14 protein-coding genes and 5 tRNA genes are annotated in these 19,833 nt (G+C 40.8%); 7 read left to right on the plus strand and 12 right to left on the minus strand.

Going from position 1 to position 19,833, the window contains the following annotated elements; genetic code table 11:
- Window positions 1–60 precede the first annotated feature (60 nt).
- The gene (gene cobN, locus TW85_RS09715) at window positions 61–4,008 is read left to right on the plus strand and encodes a cobaltochelatase subunit CobN (protein ID WP_046016928.1); all 3,948 of its coding nucleotides are present in this window, start codon (window positions 61–63) and stop codon (window positions 4,006–4,008) included.
- A gap of 60 nt (window positions 4,009–4,068) precedes the next feature.
- Window positions 4,069–5,250 carry a sirohydrochlorin chelatase gene (locus tag TW85_RS09720; protein WP_046016929.1) on the plus strand — a complete coding sequence of 394 codons (1,182 nt, stop codon included), beginning with the start codon at window positions 4,069–4,071 and terminating at the stop codon, window positions 5,248–5,250.
- Window positions 5,251–5,295: 45 nt separating this feature from the next.
- On the opposite strand, the gene TW85_RS09725 is transcribed toward TW85_RS09720, so the two are convergent.
- A complete protein-coding gene (locus TW85_RS09725; protein ID WP_052702065.1) occupies window positions 5,296–6,867 on the minus strand; it encodes a diguanylate cyclase in 1,572 nt (523 codons plus the stop codon).
- Between the two features lie 318 nt (window positions 6,868–7,185).
- On the opposite strand from TW85_RS09725, the gene TW85_RS09730 reads away from it, so the two are divergent.
- The 5 genes from TW85_RS09730 to folE all read left to right on the plus strand — a co-directional run bounded on the left by TW85_RS09730 (window position 7,186) and on the right by folE (window position 14,018).
- Window positions 7,186–8,436 carry a sensor domain-containing diguanylate cyclase gene (locus tag TW85_RS09730; RefSeq protein ID WP_046016931.1) on the plus strand — a complete coding sequence of 417 codons (1,251 nt, stop codon included), beginning with the start codon at window positions 7,186–7,188 and terminating at the stop codon, window positions 8,434–8,436.
- A 242-nt stretch (window positions 8,437–8,678) separates the two neighbouring features.
- Window positions 8,679–11,099 (plus strand): EAL domain-containing protein, encoded by a 2,421-nt coding sequence (locus tag TW85_RS09735; RefSeq protein WP_046016932.1) that lies wholly within the window; start codon window positions 8,679–8,681, stop codon window positions 11,097–11,099.
- 26 nt (window positions 11,100–11,125) lie between these two features.
- The gene (locus tag TW85_RS09740; protein ID WP_046016933.1) at window positions 11,126–12,061 is read left to right on the plus strand and encodes a glyoxylate/hydroxypyruvate reductase A; all 936 of its coding nucleotides are present in this window, start codon (window positions 11,126–11,128) and stop codon (window positions 12,059–12,061) included.
- Window positions 12,062–12,139: 78 nt separating this feature from the next.
- On the plus strand, window positions 12,140–13,087 hold the full coding sequence (locus TW85_RS09745; RefSeq protein ID WP_197477759.1) for a phospholipase A: 948 nt from the start codon (window positions 12,140–12,142) through the stop codon (window positions 13,085–13,087).
- Between the two features lie 247 nt (window positions 13,088–13,334).
- The gene (folE, locus tag TW85_RS09750) at window positions 13,335–14,018 is read left to right on the plus strand and encodes a GTP cyclohydrolase I FolE (protein ID WP_046016934.1); all 684 of its coding nucleotides are present in this window, start codon (window positions 13,335–13,337) and stop codon (window positions 14,016–14,018) included.
- A 103-nt stretch (window positions 14,019–14,121) separates the two neighbouring features.
- On the opposite strand, the gene TW85_RS09755 is transcribed toward folE, so the two are convergent.
- From TW85_RS09755 to TW85_RS09810, 11 genes are all read right to left on the minus strand, one after another.
- The gene (locus tag TW85_RS09755) at window positions 14,122–14,817 is read right to left on the minus strand and encodes a TIGR04219 family outer membrane beta-barrel protein (RefSeq protein WP_046016935.1); all 696 of its coding nucleotides are present in this window, start codon (window positions 14,815–14,817) and stop codon (window positions 14,122–14,124) included.
- Window positions 14,818–15,016: 199 nt separating this feature from the next.
- Complete coding sequence (locus TW85_RS09765; RefSeq protein WP_046016937.1) at window positions 15,017–15,688, minus strand: TIGR04219 family outer membrane beta-barrel protein; 672 nt, start codon at window positions 15,686–15,688, stop codon at window positions 15,017–15,019.
- Between the two features lie 182 nt (window positions 15,689–15,870).
- Window positions 15,871–15,945, minus strand: a tRNA-Gln gene (locus TW85_RS09770).
- Window positions 15,946–15,961: 16 nt separating this feature from the next.
- A tRNA-Met gene (locus tag TW85_RS09775) sits at window positions 15,962–16,038 on the minus strand.
- A 20-nt stretch (window positions 16,039–16,058) separates the two neighbouring features.
- A tRNA-Gln gene (locus tag TW85_RS09780) sits at window positions 16,059–16,133 on the minus strand.
- A gap of 16 nt (window positions 16,134–16,149) precedes the next feature.
- Window positions 16,150–16,226: transfer RNA gene (locus TW85_RS09785), tRNA-Met, on the minus strand.
- Between the two features lie 28 nt (window positions 16,227–16,254).
- Window positions 16,255–16,329 (minus strand) — tRNA-Gln (locus TW85_RS09790).
- Between the two features lie 120 nt (window positions 16,330–16,449).
- Window positions 16,450–17,541, minus strand: a complete 1,092-nt coding sequence (gene ychF, locus TW85_RS09795) for a redox-regulated ATPase YchF (protein ID WP_046016938.1) — start codon at window positions 17,539–17,541, stop codon at window positions 16,450–16,452.
- A 50-nt stretch (window positions 17,542–17,591) separates the two neighbouring features.
- Window positions 17,592–18,176, minus strand: a complete 585-nt coding sequence (gene pth, locus TW85_RS09800) for an aminoacyl-tRNA hydrolase (protein WP_046016939.1) — start codon at window positions 18,174–18,176, stop codon at window positions 17,592–17,594.
- A 23-nt stretch (window positions 18,177–18,199) separates the two neighbouring features.
- Complete coding sequence (locus tag TW85_RS09805; protein WP_046016940.1) at window positions 18,200–18,778, minus strand: 50S ribosomal protein L25/general stress protein Ctc; 579 nt, start codon at window positions 18,776–18,778, stop codon at window positions 18,200–18,202.
- Window positions 18,779–18,859: 81 nt separating this feature from the next.
- Window positions 18,860–19,807, minus strand: coding sequence for a ribose-phosphate diphosphokinase (locus TW85_RS09810; protein ID WP_046017085.1), 948 nt, complete (start codon window positions 19,805–19,807; stop codon window positions 18,860–18,862).
- Window positions 19,808–19,833: the final 26 nt, after the last annotated feature.

Raw genomic sequence — 19,833 nt, forward strand, 5'->3', positions numbered from 1 at the left:
CTTTGGTTTTGATTAGTTTAGTTTTAAGCCTGATTGAATAAACGAAATAGGAAATAATAAGTGCATCTTTTAGCAGCGAAACCGGGTGGCTTTGTCGATGATGAAGGTATTATCGACCTTGATCAAAGCCCTGCTGATATTGTGTGTTTAGCTGCTGCTGACTCCTTGTTGTCTGCCTTGGCTCAAGGTGTAACAGCCCTTGATAAAACGCTGGATGATAGGCAAAGGCCTAGTATACGCCTCGCTAATTGGATGCAATTGTTAAAGCCTGCAGCCTATGATCTTTATGAAGATAAGGTGCTTGAAAAGGCTAAGTTAGTCGTTGTGTCTTTTTTAGGGGGCAAGAATTACTGGCCCTATGGCTATGAAAGGTTGGTGGCTTGGTCTAAAGCGAAACCTGGCCGTACTTTGGTTATGGTGCCTGGGGATGATGTGCCAGATCCAGAGCTTGCTGCAGCCTCTAACCTAGGGGATCTTGAAAACCATAAGGTTTGGCGTTTTTTACGTGAAAGTGGCACAGAGAACCTGACTTCCTTTTGGCATTTTTTGTTTGATCAGGTGTTTGCTCTTAGCCAATACACTTGGCAAGAGCCTAAGGCACTGGCTTCTTGCCTGGTTTACTTAAAGGGGGGCGCCTCTAGTCTTGTTGAGTGGCGCTCTCATTATGTAGACCAGTTGCAACAGGATGAAAACTCAAGGCCAGTTTGTTTATTGGTGTTTTATCGCAATCATTTGCAAAGTGCTAATACGCAAATGTTCGATCAATTAATTCGCATTTTAGAGGCGCATGGCCTGGTGCCCTTAGCGGTTGCTGTGACGTCTCTTAAAGATGCAGAATCTTTGCAAATGCTTAATGGTTTGATCGAGAGCACGGATGCTAAACTGGTGCTCAATACTACTGGTTTTGCTAGTAATCGTGCCCCTAGCCCTGATCTTGCGCCATCTCCGACTGATTTTCAGTCAAGCTTCGAACGACCTCTACCTGTCTTGCAGTTGGTTCTCTCTAGTAGTACAGAAGAGGATTGGCAGGAGCAAAACCAAGGCCTACGAAATCGAGACCTTGCGATGCAAGTGGTCTTACCTGAAATGGATGGTCGTATCATTAGCCGAGCGGTGAGTTTTAAGCAACAAAGCTATTATGATCCGGCTTGTGAGATTGATTTGATCCGTTATGCCATTCACCAAGAGAGAGCGCATTTTGTTGCAGCATTAGCAAAAAAGTTTGCCAATCTTGCTGTGAAACCTAATAGTGAAAAACGTATCGCTTTAATTTTAGCTAACTATCCAACCAAGGATGGACGCATTGGTAACGGCGTTGGGCTGGATACACCAGCCTCGACAGTGACTATTTTAAATGCGTTAGCTGAGTCAGGCTATCCCATTAATGAGATACCAGAAGATGGCAATGCGCTGATAGAAAGTTTGCTTGGTAGTGTGACAAACAATCCTAATACTATGCATCACTTAGGGTGTTGGCAAAGCCTTAGTCTTGATGAATATAATAAACACTTTGCCTTGCTGCCTAAAGCATCTCAAGAAGCCGTTTTATCTCGCTGGGGGGAGCCCGAAGCAGACCATAAATGTCGAGTACAAAATGGCCAAGCTCGTATCATGCTGGCAGGGATTCGTTTAGGTCAGACCTTTGTTGGTATCCAACCTGCGCGGGGGTTCAACCTTGATTTGGCGGCAAATTATCATGATCCAGATTTGATACCGCCCCATAGTTATTTAGCCTATTACTTTTGGCTAAGACATGTTTACAAAGTTGATGCCATTATTCATGTGGGTAAACATGGCAATTTAGAATGGTTGCCGGGGAAGGGGGCTGCTTTATCTGATGAGTGTTGGCCTGATATTGCGATGGGGCCTATGCCTCATTTCTATCCTTTTATTGTGAATGATCCAGGAGAAGGGTCACAAGCAAAACGTCGTACTCAAGCCGTTATCATCGACCATTTAATGCCACCTATGACGCGGGCTGAAAGCTATGGTGAATTGGCTGAACTTGAAAACTTGGTCGACGAATTTTATCAAGCCATGGGAATGGATGAACGACGTGAAAACTGGCTGAAAGAGCAGATATTAAAGTTAGTAAAAGAAACACATGTATTAGATGAATTAGCGCCAAACTCAGGTGAAGATGAAGCTGTACTTGCAGAACTTGATACCTATTTATGTGAAATCAAAGAGTCTCAAATTCGTCATGGTTTGCATCGACTAGGGCAATTACCCGATAGCGAAAAGCTTGCAGATACCTTGGTTGCTTTATTAAGGCTGCCTAGAGGGACAAGTATCGAGTCACAAGGCATTATTCACAGTTTGGCTCACGACTTTGGCTTTATAGGGAGTTATGGTGTGATTGGCTCAGCTAAAGACGATCTTGCATTTGACCCTAGTCAAGCAAGTTCAGCGCCTTGGCTGGGTAATAAACCTGCGATACTTGATAGTTTGCTAGAAAACCATTGGCGCACCCACGCTGATACCAAAGAGCGTCTAGAAGTGTTTGCGCAAAAGTTGATTCTTGAGCACTTATTGAGTGAAAAGTTAGATAGCCAGTTAAATGATCAGTTGGATAATAGGCCAACTGATAACGCCAGTGGTTACAACTATGACCTTGCTGATTTACCCAACACTCAGGCGCTATTAAGTCATGCGAAACAGACATTATTAGTCGCGCTTAAAGAGAGCGAAAGAGAAGAAATCAATGCCATTATCAAAGGCTTAGCAGGTAAATTTGTCGCGCCAGGGCCAAGTGGGGCACCAACAAGAGGTCGTTTAGATACTTTACCAACAGGTCGTAACTTCTTCTCTGTTGATAATCGTGCCATCCCCTCAAAGGCGGCTTGGGCCTTGGGAGAAAAGTCAGCTGAGGCTCTCATTCTACGACACCTTCAAGAACATGGTGACTATCCTAAAGAGTTGGGGTTATCTGTTTGGGGAACCGCCACTATGCGTACAGGTGGGGATGATATTGCTCAAGCGTTTGCGCTGATGGGAGTCAGGCCTGTTTGGGCGGCTGGCTCTAATCGCGTGACTGACTTTGAGGTTTTATCTTGTATGCGATTAGGTCGGCCTCGAGTCGATGTCACTCTAAGAGTTTCCGGCTTTTTTAGAGATGCTTTTGCTAGCGTTATGCAGCTTTATGATGCCGCTGTGCAAGCGATAGTGGATTTTGAAGAGCCGGGCACAGGTAATTTGATTCGTAATAATGTGCTTGCTCGCCAGCAAGCCTTGGAAGCGCAAGGCCTAACAAAAGAAGAAGCGAGGCAAGAAGCTAGTTATCGCGTGTTTGGCAGTAAACCCGGTGCCTATGGTGCAGGTTTGCAGGGGCTTATTGATGAGCGCTGCTGGGATACTCAAGCAGATTTAGCAGAAGCTTATGTTAACTGGGGCGGTTATGCCTATGGGGCTAAACATCTTAAAGGTGAGGGCATAGAGGCGAAAGGGGCCTTCGAGCATCGACTTTCTCAGTTAGAAGTCGTTGTGCAAAATCAGGATAATCGCGAACACGATATTTTAGATTCTGATGATTATTATCAGTTTCAAGGTGGGATGACGAATGCGGTGACTCAATTAGCACAAAAGTCCCCAGAGGTTTATCTCAATGATCATTCGAATCCAAGCGCGCCTAAAGTACGAACCCTTAAAGAAGAGCTAAATAGAGTGGTGCGTTCTCGCGTACTTAATCCTAAATGGATTGAAGCCATGCAAGAACACGGGTATAAAGGCGCCTTTGAAATGGCAGCGAGTATTGATTATTTGTTTGCTTATGATGCGACAACCGATTTGGTTGCGGATTATCAGTATGAAAAAGTCACCGATGCCTTAGTATTTGATGGGGCCAATCGAGCGTTTCTAGAGCAAAATAATATTAATGCCTTAGAAGAAATGGCTGAGCGCTTATTAGAAGCTTGCCAACGTGGTATGTGGCAAGAGCCCAATGGCTATGAAACGAAATTACAAGACCTGCTACTTGAGCTAGATATGAGGCAAGAGCAGGCGAATTAACTTAGCTAGTGCCACAAGTGCTAGTACTAAAACAATTATATTTAAGACGGTAGAGTAAAGATGACAAATAAATTAGCCGCGAATGCCGGCATCATGATTTGCGGGCACGGTAGTCGCGATAAAGATGCGGAACGTGAATTTGGTTTGGTTGCAAAAGGTTTAAAGGAACGCTTTCCTGATGTGCCGGTTGAGTATGGCTTTTTAGAGTTTTCTGCTCCCAACATTCATATGGGACTAAATCGTTTAATCAAGCAAGGTGTTGAACATATTTATGCTGTTCCTGGTATGTTGTTTGCAGCAACACATGCTAAAAATGATATTCCATCTGTATTGACTACCTTTGCTGAAAAGCAAGGCAATGTCGAAATGACGTACGGCCGTGAGCTTGGTTTACAAGACGATATGATTGATGCTTTTCAGGCTCGTATCTATGAATCTCTTGGCTTAGATGCTGAAAACCCACCAGAAAATTTATATGACACCATGCTGGTGGTCGTTGGTCGTGGTACCTCTGATACTGGTGCAAATGCAGAAGCAGCAAAACTGACCCGTATAGTGAATGAAAATATGGGGTTTGGTTGGGCGGATACGGTTTATTCTGGCGTTACTTACCCTTCTGTGGGGGTGGGTCTTGAGAAGCTAATGAAGCTAGGGTTTAAGCGTATTGTTGTTGCACCTTACTTCTTGTTCACTGGCCGTCTTATTAAGCGTATTCAAGGTTATGTTGATAAAGTGGCCGCTGAAAACCCTGGTATTGAATTTGTACAAACGCCTTATCTAAATGATCACCCAAAAGTGATTGATGCTTTCGAAAACCGTGTGATGGAAATTGTTAACGGTGATGAGTTAGGCGAAGAAAGTCTAATGGCCTCCTTTAAACGACGTTTAGCGGCGGGTGAAGTGGATGTGCATCACCACCATGCTGAATTTGTTGACCCTGAAGACGATACACAAGGCGCCTCTCAGGCTGATCATTCACATGATCACAGTCATTCACATGATCACAGTCACTCTCATGATCATAGCCACTCTCACAGTCATGGACATTCCCATAGTCATGGCGATGGCCATCAGCATAGCCATGGTGTGTATCAGCATATCTCGCACCCATTAGGTCCAAGAACCATGATAGGTGAAGGCGTGTGTTGTTGCTTTATGAGCCAATTCCCAGACGAGTTATTGGAAGAAGAAAAGGCAAGAATCGAAGGTGATTGTAGCAAAGCGGCTTTTGCTCATAAGTAAGGCTGTGTTCTTCAAAAGCGCAATAGTGTAGCCTGTTGCGCTTTTTTAGCTTTTAAGAGTAGAAGAATAAAGGATGGCTTTATTTTTTCCTCTTTCTTTCGCGTGGTACATTGCCTGATCTGCCTGGTGAATCAGCTGATCTGCTGTCGTCTTCTTCGTTGGGATGTTTCTCGTGATACCAATACAAGCACCAATATGCAGTTCTAATCCATCTATAATGTAAGGTGTCGTCAGTAAATCTAAGATTTGATTAACCTCAGACATCAGATTATCTAGGTCTCCAGGACGGTGAATAATAATTAAGAATTCATCCCCACCATAACGCGCAGCTAAATTGTTCTTTCGCGTATTTTCAGAGCGAATTCGCCTAGCAACAGCCTGAAGTAACCTATCTCCTGTAATATGACCATACTTGTCATTAATAGGTTTAAAGTTATCTAAATCGATAAATAGTAAGGCAAAATCTTCTTGTTTGTCAGTTAGCTTTTCCAAAGTGTTAATGGCTGACATGCGGTTTGCAAGCCCAGTAATAAAATCTAGATTGGCTAGATTACGGCTCTTTTCTTCCGCTTCTTTTAATTCAATCGTCCTTTCATTAACTTTTTGTGATAGCTCTAATTTATCCTTTTCAATCTGCTGAGCCATGTGATTGAAACTTAACATGAGAGCAGAAAACTCTTTTGTGGGTGGCATTCTGCTCTTTTTAGTTTTTGACTTACTGTCAAAGCTGCCAGCGATACGATTTGTTCTTTTGGCTAAGGTTTTTATCGGTGCTGTAATAATGCCTGATATCCACCAACTCAGTAGTGCCGCTGTTGAAAATGAGATTAATGCAATGATTAAGGTTAATTGCTTAACCCTTTTAATACTCACGTCCAATTCGCTAAGTGGTTGTGGCACCATGACACCCCAACCAGTTTGATCAATAACATTAAAGCCTGCGATCATGTCTTGCATCAGAGCAGGAGAAAAAAACTGACTTACGCCTGTTTCGCCTGCCATCATTTTTTTAACAATGGATACCTTAGAAAGGTTTTTTCCAGAGCTTTCCCAGTCACTATTTGGATGAGCAAGTATACGCCCTTTTTTATCAACTATGGCCGCGTGCCCTTTTTCACCAAAGCTAATAAGTGATTGAATTTCTTTAATATACTTTCGATTTAGTGCGGCTAACCAAAGTTGGTTATTATCATCTTTTAGGTATAAAAAAAGACTTGGTTCAGGTAGGAAGCCATGTTTTAAATCGGAGAAATAGACTTTGTTTTTAGTAATTGATTGGCTGTCTATTCTAAGACTAAATAGAGAGTTTGGCGTATAAATGGCTTCGCCAAAGTAAGTCATTATTCGGCGGCCTTTATGATTGTATTTACCCAAGGTATGGATATTAAGCTGCTGTAATAATGCGTTTGTTATTTCTTTATTATCATTAGTATTACGAGAAATAACGGATGTTTTGAGTGCGCTACTTAAATCTTTTGTATAGCGATTCAAGGCAAATGTTATATTGTTCGCTATTAATAGGTGCTTTTCATTTACTGCTTCATATACTTGCTCCTTAATGATCTTGTTTGTCCACAGGGATAAACCAAAAATCGGAATTAAGGTAATTGAAGTCATTACACAAAAAATAAGTAGTCTTAACGATATCATATTGGAAATAGGCTTACTTATGTTAGTTTTAAAATTGACACAATTGATGCTCTAACTGCGTCTTATGTATAGTGAAGTCCATTTTCAATTAAGTAAAAGAAAAATTTACTTGCTGCCAGATTTAAAAATTAACTATTTGACTAGGCCTCTTTCCGCCAGCCCTGATTTGCGAGTATAGTTGTTTTAAGCATTTTAATTTATCTAGATTACAATGATAGCTTACATAAGAGACCAAATATATTTATTCAAGTTCTTCTAAAGTACTAATTTTTGGCTGTGTTTTATATGAATAAACAAAGAAGGGATTTAATCGATCCAAATTATGGCATGGTTATTCATCGAGATTTTGTTCCTCTCTACGCTGATGATAATTATGCTAAGTTCTTTGGCTTTAATGAGGGCCAAGATATTCTTAAGCTGCCAAGTATTTTTCCTTTGGTAAATGAAGGACAAAGAGAGGTAAGTTTAGAAAATTATAGAGCCCTAATGAATGGAGAGGTAAAGCCTCAGGTTCGATCTTTTAGGCATCTAGATCAAAATAATATTGAATTTTTTATCCTTGCGATTGAGCACATAGTGGATTGGCAAGGAGAGCCTGCTTTACAAATAACCTTTATTGATATTTCAGCCTTAACCCAAGCTGAAACTAAAATACGAGAAAGCGAACAGAAATTTAGAGACCTTATCGAAGGCTCTATTCAAGGTATGGTAATACACAGAGACTTTAAGCCTCTTATGGTTAATCAAGCTTATGCCAATATGCATGGTTATGATTCGCCTCAAGAAATCATGGCGCTAGATGATATTAGCTCTTTCTTTTCTGATAATAATGTTGAAACACCTTTAATTCGTGCATCTCAAATTTTAGCCAATCAAACACCTGACCCGAAATTGAGATTTAAGAATCGTCGAAAGGACGGCTCAGTTTTGTGGGTGGAGTTAGTCGAACGAAAAGTCACTTGGAATGATGAGGATGCCATACAGACCACTTTGGTTGATGTGAGTGAACAAGTCAGAATGGAACAAAAGTTGACCATGATGGCGATGACAGACTCGTTAACTGGCTTATTTAATCGTCGCTTTCTGATGGATAAGGCGGCAGAATTTTTCGCGACCGAAAGAAATTTAACATCCACTATTGCTTGTGTTCTTATTGACCTAGATAGGTTTAAACAAATAAATGATAATTTTGGTCACAGTGCCGGTGATGAAGTGCTAAAAGCTTTTTCAACACGTTGTCAGAGTGTGATTAAGGAGCCAAATTACTTTGGTCGATATGGTGGTGAAGAGTTCTTAATCATGATGCCTGGGTCAAAAGTGCAGGCGGCTATGCAACTGGCTGAAGAAATTCGATTAATCTGTGCAAGTGAGGCTTTAGACACTAAGTTAGGCCAATTTAGTATTACTATTAGCGCTGGTATTTCGTGTTTACTCCCAACAGATACGAATGTGGATCAATTAATTGATCGAGCAGATAAAGAGCTATATCAGGCCAAAAAATCAGGCCGAAATAGGGTTGTTGGTTTAACCAAGTGAGCTTGGCTAGGTTTCTTCTGGAGTATAGGGGGAATTAAACTATAATTATCAATAGCTTCTATTAGGACCTTCACTTACCAATATCCTTAAAAAATTATATTGATTTTGTTTAAAATTATGGTGAATATGAAGCAAATTTAGTGAACCATGATTTTTTGCATTTTCATATTGAGCATTTCATGTGTCTAAGCTGGAACTGACTATAATATTAGTTTGTATATCATGATGAAAAGGCGTTTTGAGTGAGATCAGCATTAACTAAACCACTTTTTCTTAAGCAAGCCTTATATACGCTGTTGTTTGCTGTAGGCTTGAGTCTTGTTGCCAGCTTAATAAAGTTTTATACGGACATCATTGAAGTTAGAAGTGAAGTAGACAAAGAGTTTACTCAGCTACTGGAATTAATTGAAAAGCCAGCGGAGCAGGCTGCTTTTCGCTTCGATACCGTCTTTGCTAATCAACTGGTCAATGGTCTTACTAAAAAAACCTTAGTCTATCGTGCAGAACTCGCAAGTGAGGATGGTTCACTTTTGGGAGTTGCCCGACGGGATGACTTTAAAAGTCGTTTCTATAAAATTCTTGCAGATTTCTTATTACCGGATGTTGCTCATTATAGTATTCCGTTAACTTATGAGGGCAGTGCCTTATTTGTTGGTAAGTTAAGTATATGGGTTGATCAGGAATTAGTTGTTCAAAACTTTATCAATGAAAGCCTGGATGGGCTGTTTTTGAGCTTACTAAAAGACATCTTTTTAGCATCATTGATTTCCCTCGTTTTCTTTGTCATTGTGACAAGACCGCTTAAAAAACTGACTACGATACTACTGGCTCATAGTGAGGACTTATCTCAGCCTTTGCCGAAACTTGATGACACTGAGTTCGTGAATAATGAGCTTGGCGCTTTAAGTGATGCTTTTAGTGAAACTTGGTGGAAGTTAGAGAGCACCTTGAAAGCACTGGAAAGAAGTGATGCTCACTCTAAGGCGATTATCTCTCAAGCTGGCGATGCTATTTTCCTCTCTGATATGGAAGGCCAAATTTCTTTAGTGAATAAAGCCGCGGTTAAAATGGTCGGTGTAGATGAGTATCAGTTAACTCACTCTCATTTGCGTAGCCTTCATGCTGAAGATAGTTGGACAAAATTCTATCAAGACTTGGTTAAGCAACCGCTGGATACGCCTCTAACTATTGAAACTCAATATCGACACTCATCTGGTGTGATTACACCGACTGAGATTCGTTTAATCAAATATGTATTACAAGATTCGATCGAAGTCTTGATTCTTGCTCGTGATATTTCGGCTCGAAAAGAAGCTGAAGATAAAATTAACCATCTAGCTTATTTCGATTCTCTTACGCATTTACCTAATCGTCATTGGATCATGGAAACCTTGGAATCTTCCATGTCGATTAGTCGTGAGCGAAAAGTGAAAGGGGCCGTTTTATTTTTAGACTTAGATAGGTTTAAAAATATTAATGACTCTTTAGGTCATGATGTTGGGGATCAGCTATTACAAGTTGTAGCGAATGACTTTAAGGTTTTAGCTGAAGGTGATATTTGTGTTGCTCGACTTGGGGGAGATGAGTTTGTATTTCTTTTCCCATTCTTAGAGGGTGACCTTGAACTTATTACAGAGAAAGTTTCTATTTTTGCGCAGCAGATTATACAGTCATTTAGCCGAGCTAAGTTTGTTGGTGCCCATGAAATGCACATCTCTGTCAGTGTCGGTATTACATTATTTGATGGTTTTGAAGATAATGTTGGTGTTTTGCTGAAACAAGCTGATACCGCCTTGTATAAGGCGAAAGATGCTGGTCGTAATACCTATCGTTTCTACAAAGCAGAAATGCAGGTGCTAACCGATGATAGGCTCAAACTGGAAAAAGCCTTACATAGAGCCATGACTCATAATGAGTTCGAGCTTTATTATCAACCTCAAAATAATGTTAAAGGTGAGCTGTTAGGTGCTGAAGCTTTAATTCGTTGGCATGATGGTGATAATGGATTTATCCCTCCAGCTCAGTTTATTCCGCTTGCAGAAGAAATTGGTTTGATTATCGAGCTAGGTGAGTGGGTGATGGAGAATGCTTTCTATCAGCTGTCACAATGGCTGAAACGGGATTTGTGGAAGCCTGAATGGACCTTATCTATTAACGTAAGCCCAATTCAGTTCCAGCATCCTGAGTTCCTCATTATTTTGGAAAAATTGTTATTAAAGTACAATATTCCAGCTAGTTTGATTGATATAGAAATCACGGAAAATATGCTGTTAACCGATTTACAAGCCAGTCGTTTAAAGATGGAGCATATCAGGTCTTTAGGGATAAAATTATCAATTGATGACTTTGGAACTGGTTATTCGTCTTTGCAATATTTGAAAACACTGCCAATTGAAAGACTTAAAATCGATCAGTCTTTTGTGCGTGATTTGTTAGTTGATAGTGGTGATGCCGCTATCGTTGGTGCTGTAATTGCTATGTCAGGAGCACTTGATATTGAGGTATTAGCTGAAGGGGTTGAAACTCAAGAACACTTGCTAAGGCTTGAAGATATGGGCTGTTTAAATTATCAAGGTTATTTATTTGGTCGCCCAGTTTCAGCAACTCAATTTACGTTTAATCATCTACTGGCTGTGTCATTTCAGAACGACTCTATTACCTAATCTGACTTTAACGAGATTCTACTTGTATGATTGCACTGGTTACTCAACTCAGTGATGCTGAAAACCAAGCTTGGTTGGCATTATTTAAAGAACAAATGCCTGCAGAAGAGATCGTGATATTTAGTCAGATGAATAATGAGCAAAGGCTGGCTTGTGACATTGCTATCATTGCTAATCCACTTCTTGAACATCTAGAAAGCCTGCCAAATCTGGTTTGGGTTCATAGTCTATGGGCTGGTGTTGAATCCTTAGTGAAAGCAGTAGAGAAAATGAAGTTAACCTTGGTTCGCTTGATTGAGCCTATGCTGAGCCAGACAATGGCTGAGGCGGCATTGGCTTGGACCTTGTATCTTCATCGCGATATGCCTAAATATGCCAAGCAGCAGTCTCAAAAAATATGGCATCAGATAGAGTACACAGAGCCAAAAGATCGTCATATTTCTATCCTAGGCCTAGGAGCTTTAGGCCAAGAGGCTGCAAAGGTTTTAAGTGCCCAAGGCTTTAAGGTATCAGGCTGGAGTTACTCGCCAAAAACCTTGGAAGGGGTGGATTGTTATCATGGTGAAGAAGGTTTGCAAACCATGTTGACCAATACTCACATTTTAATCTGTTTGTTGCCTTTAACTGATATGACTAGTGGTTTGATAAATCGCGAGTTTATCGCTCATTTACCGGATGGTGCTCAGCTTATCAACTTTGCCAGAGGTGGTATTGTTAATTCGACCGACTTGTTTGCAGCGCTTGATGCTGGGAAGCTTGATCATGCTGTTTTAGATGTATTTGAGCAAGAGCCACTAACCTGTGATAGTGAGTATTGGCAGCATGAGAAAGTTACTGTTTTGCCTCATATTTCTGCTCAAACTAACCCTGTTTCTGCGAGTAAAATCGTAGCAAAGAATATCGATAAATATCGCCAGCAAGGTATTATTCCTGATGGTGTTGATATGGGTAAGGGTTATTAGCTTTAACTTCCCTAATTAAATTTTGTAGGCACTCGCATTTATGCGTGAGTGCTTTTTAGTCATGCTGGATTCTATATTGTGTTGAAACTTTTCATATGCCTTTTAGGCTTGTCTTGCTTTACTGTGTTTGCTGACTCACCAGACCTTGATGTTGAAGAAGAATCAGTTATTGAAGAAACGCCAATCTTGATTGAACCTGAGCAGCCTGCTTCTATTTCTCAAAGGGCAGATGAGGCGGATGGTCTTATTGAGCAAAGGGTGGAAAAAGAATCTGCTTCCTTACAAAACCCTTTTGTTATTACCCCTCATAAACCAAATTACTTCTTACCTGTTAAATTTCAAGATGATACAGATGCCAGTGATGCTTCTGCCTTTAGTGGAGAACTTGAGGATATTGAATTTAAGTTTCAGCTGAGTGTTAAATTTCCCTTAGCTCATAATTTATTCGGCACTAAGGCAAGTTTATGGGGAGCCTATACTCAGCAAGCTTTATGGCAATCCTATAACACAAAGATATCCTCTCCATTTAGAGAAACAAATTATGAGCCAGAGAGTTTTGTGCTATTTGATTTTGAAAGGCAGATTACTTCAAGTTTAAAAGCAAAATATATTTCTGTCGGTTTTAACCATCAATCCAATGGTAGGACCGAGCCTTTATCGCGTTCTTGGAACCGTATTTTTGCGGAGTTTTTCTTTGAAAGTGAGAACGCTGTTATTTCTTTGAAGCCCTGGTACCGAATACCAGAGGGAAGTGAAGATGACGATAATCCTAATATAGAAAAGTACTTAGGATATGGTGAGTTAAATGCAGTATATGTGTTGGACGACTATAGTATAGATCTTATGTTAAGAAATAACTTAAGGTCGGAAAATAAAGGTGCTATTCAACTTGGTTTCACATTTCCTATGTGGGGTAAAACACGAGGTTATATCCAGTACTTCGATGGTTACGGACAATCGTTAGCAGAATATGACGATCATGTTCGCAGTATAGGGATAGGGGTTATGCTAACAAACTGGCTATGATTTACCTTTTTGATTAATGTCTTAGACGGGCTTACTGTTTATTGGCTCTAATCTAATGAGGTGATTAAAGTACTGAGTTTGTTGTATTTATTGGTTAGCTTAATTTGAGGCGAATAATTTGTGTTTGTTTCAGTTATTCGGCTTGTTCTCTTCCTGTCGTTTTGATGGTATTAACTTGCATAAAAATTGGTGTAGAATAGCGGAAATTTATGACACCCTTGATGCGACAGCACATTAGGACACAAGTATGACAACAGTATTAGCCACTCAGCCTGTTATTAATGAATTACCTTTAAGTTCTGAGGCTATTCGTGTTCGTGACGCTTTGATTAAGCATGGGCTAGAAACGCCTATGATAGATAACGGTTTGAGCACAGAAGAAAAATACCAACGTATTCAAGCTTCATTCGTGGATATAGTAACAACCCTTGGTCTTGATCTTACAGATGATAGTCTGGCTGAAACGCCTCACCGTATTGCTAAAATGTACGTAAAAGAGATTTTCTCTGGCCTTAATTATCACGCCTTTCCAAAAATTACTGTCATTGATAATAAAATGAAAGTAGATGAAATGGTAAAGGTGAAAGATATTAGCTTTACCAGTACTTGTGAGCACCACTTTGTCACAATCGATGGGTTGGCAAAAGTTGCTTATTTGCCGAAAAAGAAAATTATTGGTTTGTCTAAAATTAATCGTATTGTAAGATTTTTTGCTCAAAGACCTCAGGTACAAGAAAGGTTAACTCAGCAAATCTTAGTGACTTTGCAGGTATTGTTAGAGACGGATAATGTGGCTGTGACCATTGACGCTACTCACTATTGTGTCAAAGCGCGTGGAGTGATGGATGCAAGCTCATCAACACAAACAACAGCATTAGGTGGTTTGTTTAAGCAAAGTGATAAGACACGTGCAGAATTCTTGAATAGCTAATAAGTACGCAGTATGAGATACAAAAAAGCCCAGTTTTTAACTGGGCTTTTTTGTATCTATTGAAAATATTTAAAACGCTAGATCGTATACTAAGCTAGTGCAATTAAATATCTATGTTAATACCAATAAAGACCCCCGAGTTGTCGCTGTATACATCTAGATCTGATACATCGACTAAATCTATTTCATGTTGACGATAACCCGCCTCGATTCCGACTAAGAAAGGAGACTCCCACTTAACTTTAATGCTGGTATCAGTAATGCTTGAATCATCGTAAGACAGGTATTTTATTTCGCCACCAATTGATAGTCCTGTTCCTGGAATATCGATAAATGGAGAGGCGTATAGCATGGGTAATGTCTCTGATAAGTCTGTTCTATCATTCGAAATTTCTACATAACCATCATATTGTCTTAGGGTAATACCTAAATCTAGATTGAGCCAAAATAGGCCATCTAATAGCTCATAGTACAAGGTGAAGTCTGTGTGTGATAAATCGATAGAGGCTGCTGCATTGCTATAAGAGGAGCCATTGTAAGTGGCTGTAGCAGTACCGTCAGCGGTTATCTCTGTACCTTGGATACGTAAATTAGGAATGACAGGAATAGGGTGCTCTAGGGCAATACCGTAATAAATGCCACTATCCGCATCCATGTCACTGGTACCTGTTGTATTTGTATCAGCGGCCCATAAATCCGCGTCAGGTGAGTATGAGCCTACTTCAGCAGTTAAGCCTAAAACATCTGCATTTGCGTTAGCGGCAATAAGGAGTGTGCCAAGAATCAGTGTGTGTTTCATCGTTTTCTTCCTTATGTGGGGTGATGCTTTAGGGCTTCATTTAAAGCATCAGTATTTTCATTTTAAATCGCGTCTATATAAGTTTATCGGTGATACTTGGCGTCTCTTGAGGGTTGGGGCTGTGTTAGCTTTACTCAGAAATAAAAAAAGCCCAGTAAATACTGGGCTTTTTAGAATAACTTTGCTTTGTGTTTATTTATTAGATGTCGATGTTAACACCTAGGAAAACACCAGAGTTCTCACTCACAACATCACGACCTGAAACATTTTCAAAATCGATATCATGTGTGCGGTAACCTGCTTCGATACCTACTAGGAATGGTGATTCCCATTTAACTTTAAGTGTTGTATCTGTGACATCTTTATCGTCGAAAGAGCCAACTTTGAATTCGCCGACAACTGATAGACCTGTGCCTGGAATAGAGAAAGCAGGAGCGGCGTAAAACATAGGAACCGTTTCATCTAGATCAGTTTCAGAACCAGAGATAGAAACGCTACCGTCGTATTGACGGAAACTCACACCAGCATCAAGGCTTAGCCATAATAGACCGTCTAGTAGCTCATAGTAAGCTGTATAATCAGTGTGAGACATATCAACAATAGTTGCGTTACCACCACTAGTGCCATCAGCTTCTAGCTCTGTACCTTGAATACGTACATTTGGAATAAGTGGGATTGGGTGCTCAAAGGCAATACCGTAATAAGTGCCTGAATCTGCATCCATATTGTTGCTTGATACAGATGTGCCAGTAGTTGCAGCTGTTGTGTCTGCATCGGGAGAAAAACTACCCACTTCTGCAGTTAAACCAAGAAAGTCAGCATTTGCATTTGCAGCCACTAATAGTGAGCCAAGAATAAGTGCAGGTCTCATAATATATCTTCCCTTTTGTTGGATATAAGTTACGAATTGTAAGAGTGTGAACTTTGGCTAATTATAAGATGATATGACGTAAGAACTAAAGTTAAATAAAGTAAGAATACAATTTAGTATCAGAAAAGATTAAGCAGGATAAGAGTTTAGTGTAAGGAAATGAAATCAGAAGAAGAGTGTTATGGCTGGGGTAGCTGGATTCGAACCAACGCATGACAGGATCAAAACCTGTTGCCTTACCGCTTGGCGATACCCCAATCAAAAACTGTTTAGTGGTGGCTATGACTAGATTCGAACTAGTGACCCCATCATTATGAGTGATGTGCTCTAACCAACTGAGCTACATAGCCTTTACTATGTTAGGTAGAAATGGCTGGGGTAGCTGGATTCGAACCAACGCATGACAGGATCAAAACCTGTTGCCTTACCGCTTGGCGATACCCCAATCTCTAAGTAATTAATGGTGGCTATGACTAGATTCGAACTAGTGACCCCATCATTATGAGTGATGTGCTCTAACCAACTGAGCTACATAGCCATAATTACTTTCCTAACTTTGCTTGCAATGGCTGGGGTAGCTGGATTCGAACCAACGCATGACAGGATCAAAACCTGTTGCCTTACCGCTTGGCGATACCCCAATTGCAAACCAGAAACAAATTATCTTTTGTTCGATCCCCTGTCTCTGGGTGCGATATTATTCATATAAGCCCTTATCGGGTCAAGCTTTTTTCTGAAAATATCTAAACAATTTAATTTTTTTATACATTAAAACGGAAATGCATCACATCACCGTCCTTTACGATGTAATCTTTACCTTCTAGACGCCACTTACCGGCTTCTTTTGCACCACTTTCACCTTGATATTCAATGAAGGCATCATAGGCAACAACTTCAGCACGAATGAAACCTTTCTCGAAATCAGTGTGGATAACGCCAGCAGCTTGTGGGCCAGTCGCACCTTGCTTAACAGTCCAAGCACGTACTTCTTTAACGCCAGCCGTGAAATAAGTTTGTAGGCCAAGTAATTCATAACCCGCTCTGATAACGCGATCAAGGCCTGGCTCTGTCATGCCCATTTCATCTAGAAACTCTTGCATCTCTTCTGCATCAAGTTCAGAAATTTCTGCTTCCAACTGGTTGCAGATAGGAACAACAACTGCATTCTCTGATTTGGCAATTTCAATGACTTGGTCAAGGTATGGGTTATTTTCAAAGCCATCTTCAGCCACGTTTGCGATATACATGGTTGGTTTGGTTGTTAAAAGGTGAAGTAATTTCACTTCTTTTTTTTGATCGTCGGTTAAATCCATAGAACGAACAGGCAAGCCGTCTTCAAGGTGAGCTTTAATGCTTTCTAAAAAGGCTTTGTGGGCAATGGCGTCTTTGTTGCCACTTTTTGCATTTTTAGCCGTACGTAAGATTTGCTTATCGATAGACTCAAGGTCAGCAAAAATAAGTTCTAGGTTGATAACTTCAATATCAGCTTTTGGATTAACATGGTTAGACACGTGAATCACATTTTCATCTTCAAAGCAGCGAACAACATGGGCAATCGCATCAGTTTCGCGAATGTTGGCTAGGAACTTATTACCTAAACCTTCACCTTTAGATGCACCTTCTACTAAACCAGCAATATCAACAAATTCCATTGTTGTCGCTAAAACGCGTTCTGGGTTAACGATTTTTGCTAAAGCATCTAGGCGTGGGTCAGGCATAGGAACAACACCTGCGTTTGGTTCAATCGTGCAAAAAGGGAAATTCTCCGCGCCAATACCTGCTTTGGTTAGTGCGTTGAATAGAGTTGATTTACCGACGTTGGGTAGGCCAACGATGCCGCAATTAAAGCCCATAATAAGTCCTGAATTGTTATCTTAAATAGTGTTAACGCTAAGCCTAGTAATTAAGCTTTAAAGCTGTGTAGTTGGTTCATTACAGGATTTAGATCCCCTGTAATTATGCTATCAATATGACGAAGTGATTCATCAATTGTTGCTTCAATTTGTTGATACTCGTCCTGAGGTGCTTTGGTTAATACATAACCTGCAACTTTACTAGCATGTCCTGGATGGCCTATGCCAAGTCGTAAACGGCCAAATTCACGGTTATTTGCCAGTTTGGAAATAATGTCTTTTAGACCATTATGGCCGCCATGACCGCCACCGCGTTTGATTTTAACTGTACCAGGAGGGATATCTAGTTCGTCATGAATGACGAGTACTTCTTGAGGAAGGATTTTATAAAACTGGCAAACAGCTTGAACTGCTTTACCGCTTAAATTCATATAGGTGGAGGGAATAAGTAGATAGCATTCCTGCCCACCTATATAAACTTTGCCAAATTGGCCAAAGAACTTTCTTTCGTTTTTAAGAGAGCACTGACTCTGGCGAGCCAGTGCTTCGATCAGTTGAGCGCCGGCATTATGGCGAGTGTTCTCATATTCGGTTCCAGGATTACCTAAACCAACTAATAACTTGAAACTTGCCACAATACCGCCTTTTCAATCAGATCTTATTTCTTAGCTTTACCGATACGACCAATAGGTTGGTTGTGATCGTTACCTTTAAGAAGAGCAACTAGCTCTACGCCTTCAGGTAGTTGAGCATCAGATAGGTGGAAAATGTCACCTAGTTGAGCGTTAGCACAGTCAACTTCTAGAGAAGCAGGTAGGTTACCAGGTAGGCAACGAACTTCAGCTAGTTTAGCTTCAACACTCAGACGACCACCTTGGCTCTTAACACCTTCAGATGTTGCAGCGCCAACGAAGTTTAGAGGGATGCGAGTTGTGATTACGCGAGCTTCGTCAACACGTAGGAAGTCAACGTGCATAACCGCTGGGCTAGCAGGGTGACGTTGTAGTGCTTTAACGATAACTTTTTCAGCTTTACCATCAGTAACTACTTCAACAACAGTTGTGAAGAAGTCTTGGTTTTCAGTGATTTTTTTCAGCTCGTTCTCAGCGAAAGTAATAGACTGAGGTGCAGTATCGCCACCGTAGATTACAGCTGGTACTTTGTTTGCTAGACGAAGGCGGCGGCTCGCACCTTTACCTTCTTCAGAACGTGCTACGGCATTAATAGATAATGTCATTTGATTATTTCCTAAATTTTAAAAGTTAAATGTCCAGAAGTGCGACCAAATCCGAACGTATTATTTGGTTTTATTTTTTAATTAGGCCCCAAACATGGCGCTAATAGACTCTTCGTTGCATACGCGACGAACAGCTTCTGCCATGATGTCTGACATAGACAACTGGCGAATTTGTGGACACTCTTGAGCCGCTTTACTTAGCGGAATCGTGTCTGAAACAACTAACTCATCAAGTACAGAGTTAGTAATATTGTCGATCGCTTTGCCAGAAAGAATAGGGTGTGTAGCATAAGCTAACACTCTTTCTGCGCCGTGATCTTTCAGTGCTTTTGCGGCTGCACATAAAGTGCCGCCAGTATCGCACATGTCGTCAATTAGGACACATGTTTTACCTGCAACATCACCAATCAAGTGCATGATTTGTGCTTCGTTCGCACGAGGACGACGTTTGTCGATGATAGCAAGGTCCGCATCATCAAGCAGTTTAGCGAAAGCACGTGCACGAACAACACCGCCAACATCAGGAGAAACAACAGTAATGTTGTCATGGCCTTGGCGTTGTAGATCGTCAAGTAATAGTGGTGTGGCATAAACGTTATCAACAGGGATGTCGAAGAAGCCCTGAATCTGATCTGCGTGCAGATCAACTGTTAATACGCGATTAATACCTACTGCTGAAATCATATCAGCAACAACTTTTGCTGTAATTGGTACGCGAGCAGAACGTACGCGACGATCTTGTCTTGCATAGCCAAAGTAAGGGATAACAGCCGTTACGCGTGAGGCAGAAGCACGACGCAAAGCGTCAGCCATAACGATGAGTTCCATCAAGTTATCGTTACTAGGTGCGCAGGTAGATTGAATAATAAAAACGTCTTTACCGCGAACGTTTTCATTGATCTCAACCGTAATCTCTCCGTCACTGAATTTTCCTACTGTTGCATTGCCAATAGGAAGACCTAGTCGGCGCACAACCCTGCGAGCGAGTTCAGGATTGGCATTACCGGTAAAAACCATTAACTTGGACACTGTGAATACCCTTTGTATTTTCATGG

It is taken from the genome of Marinomonas sp. S3726, assembly GCF_000967665.1.
Lineage (GTDB): Bacteria > Pseudomonadota > Gammaproteobacteria > Pseudomonadales > Marinomonadaceae > Marinomonas.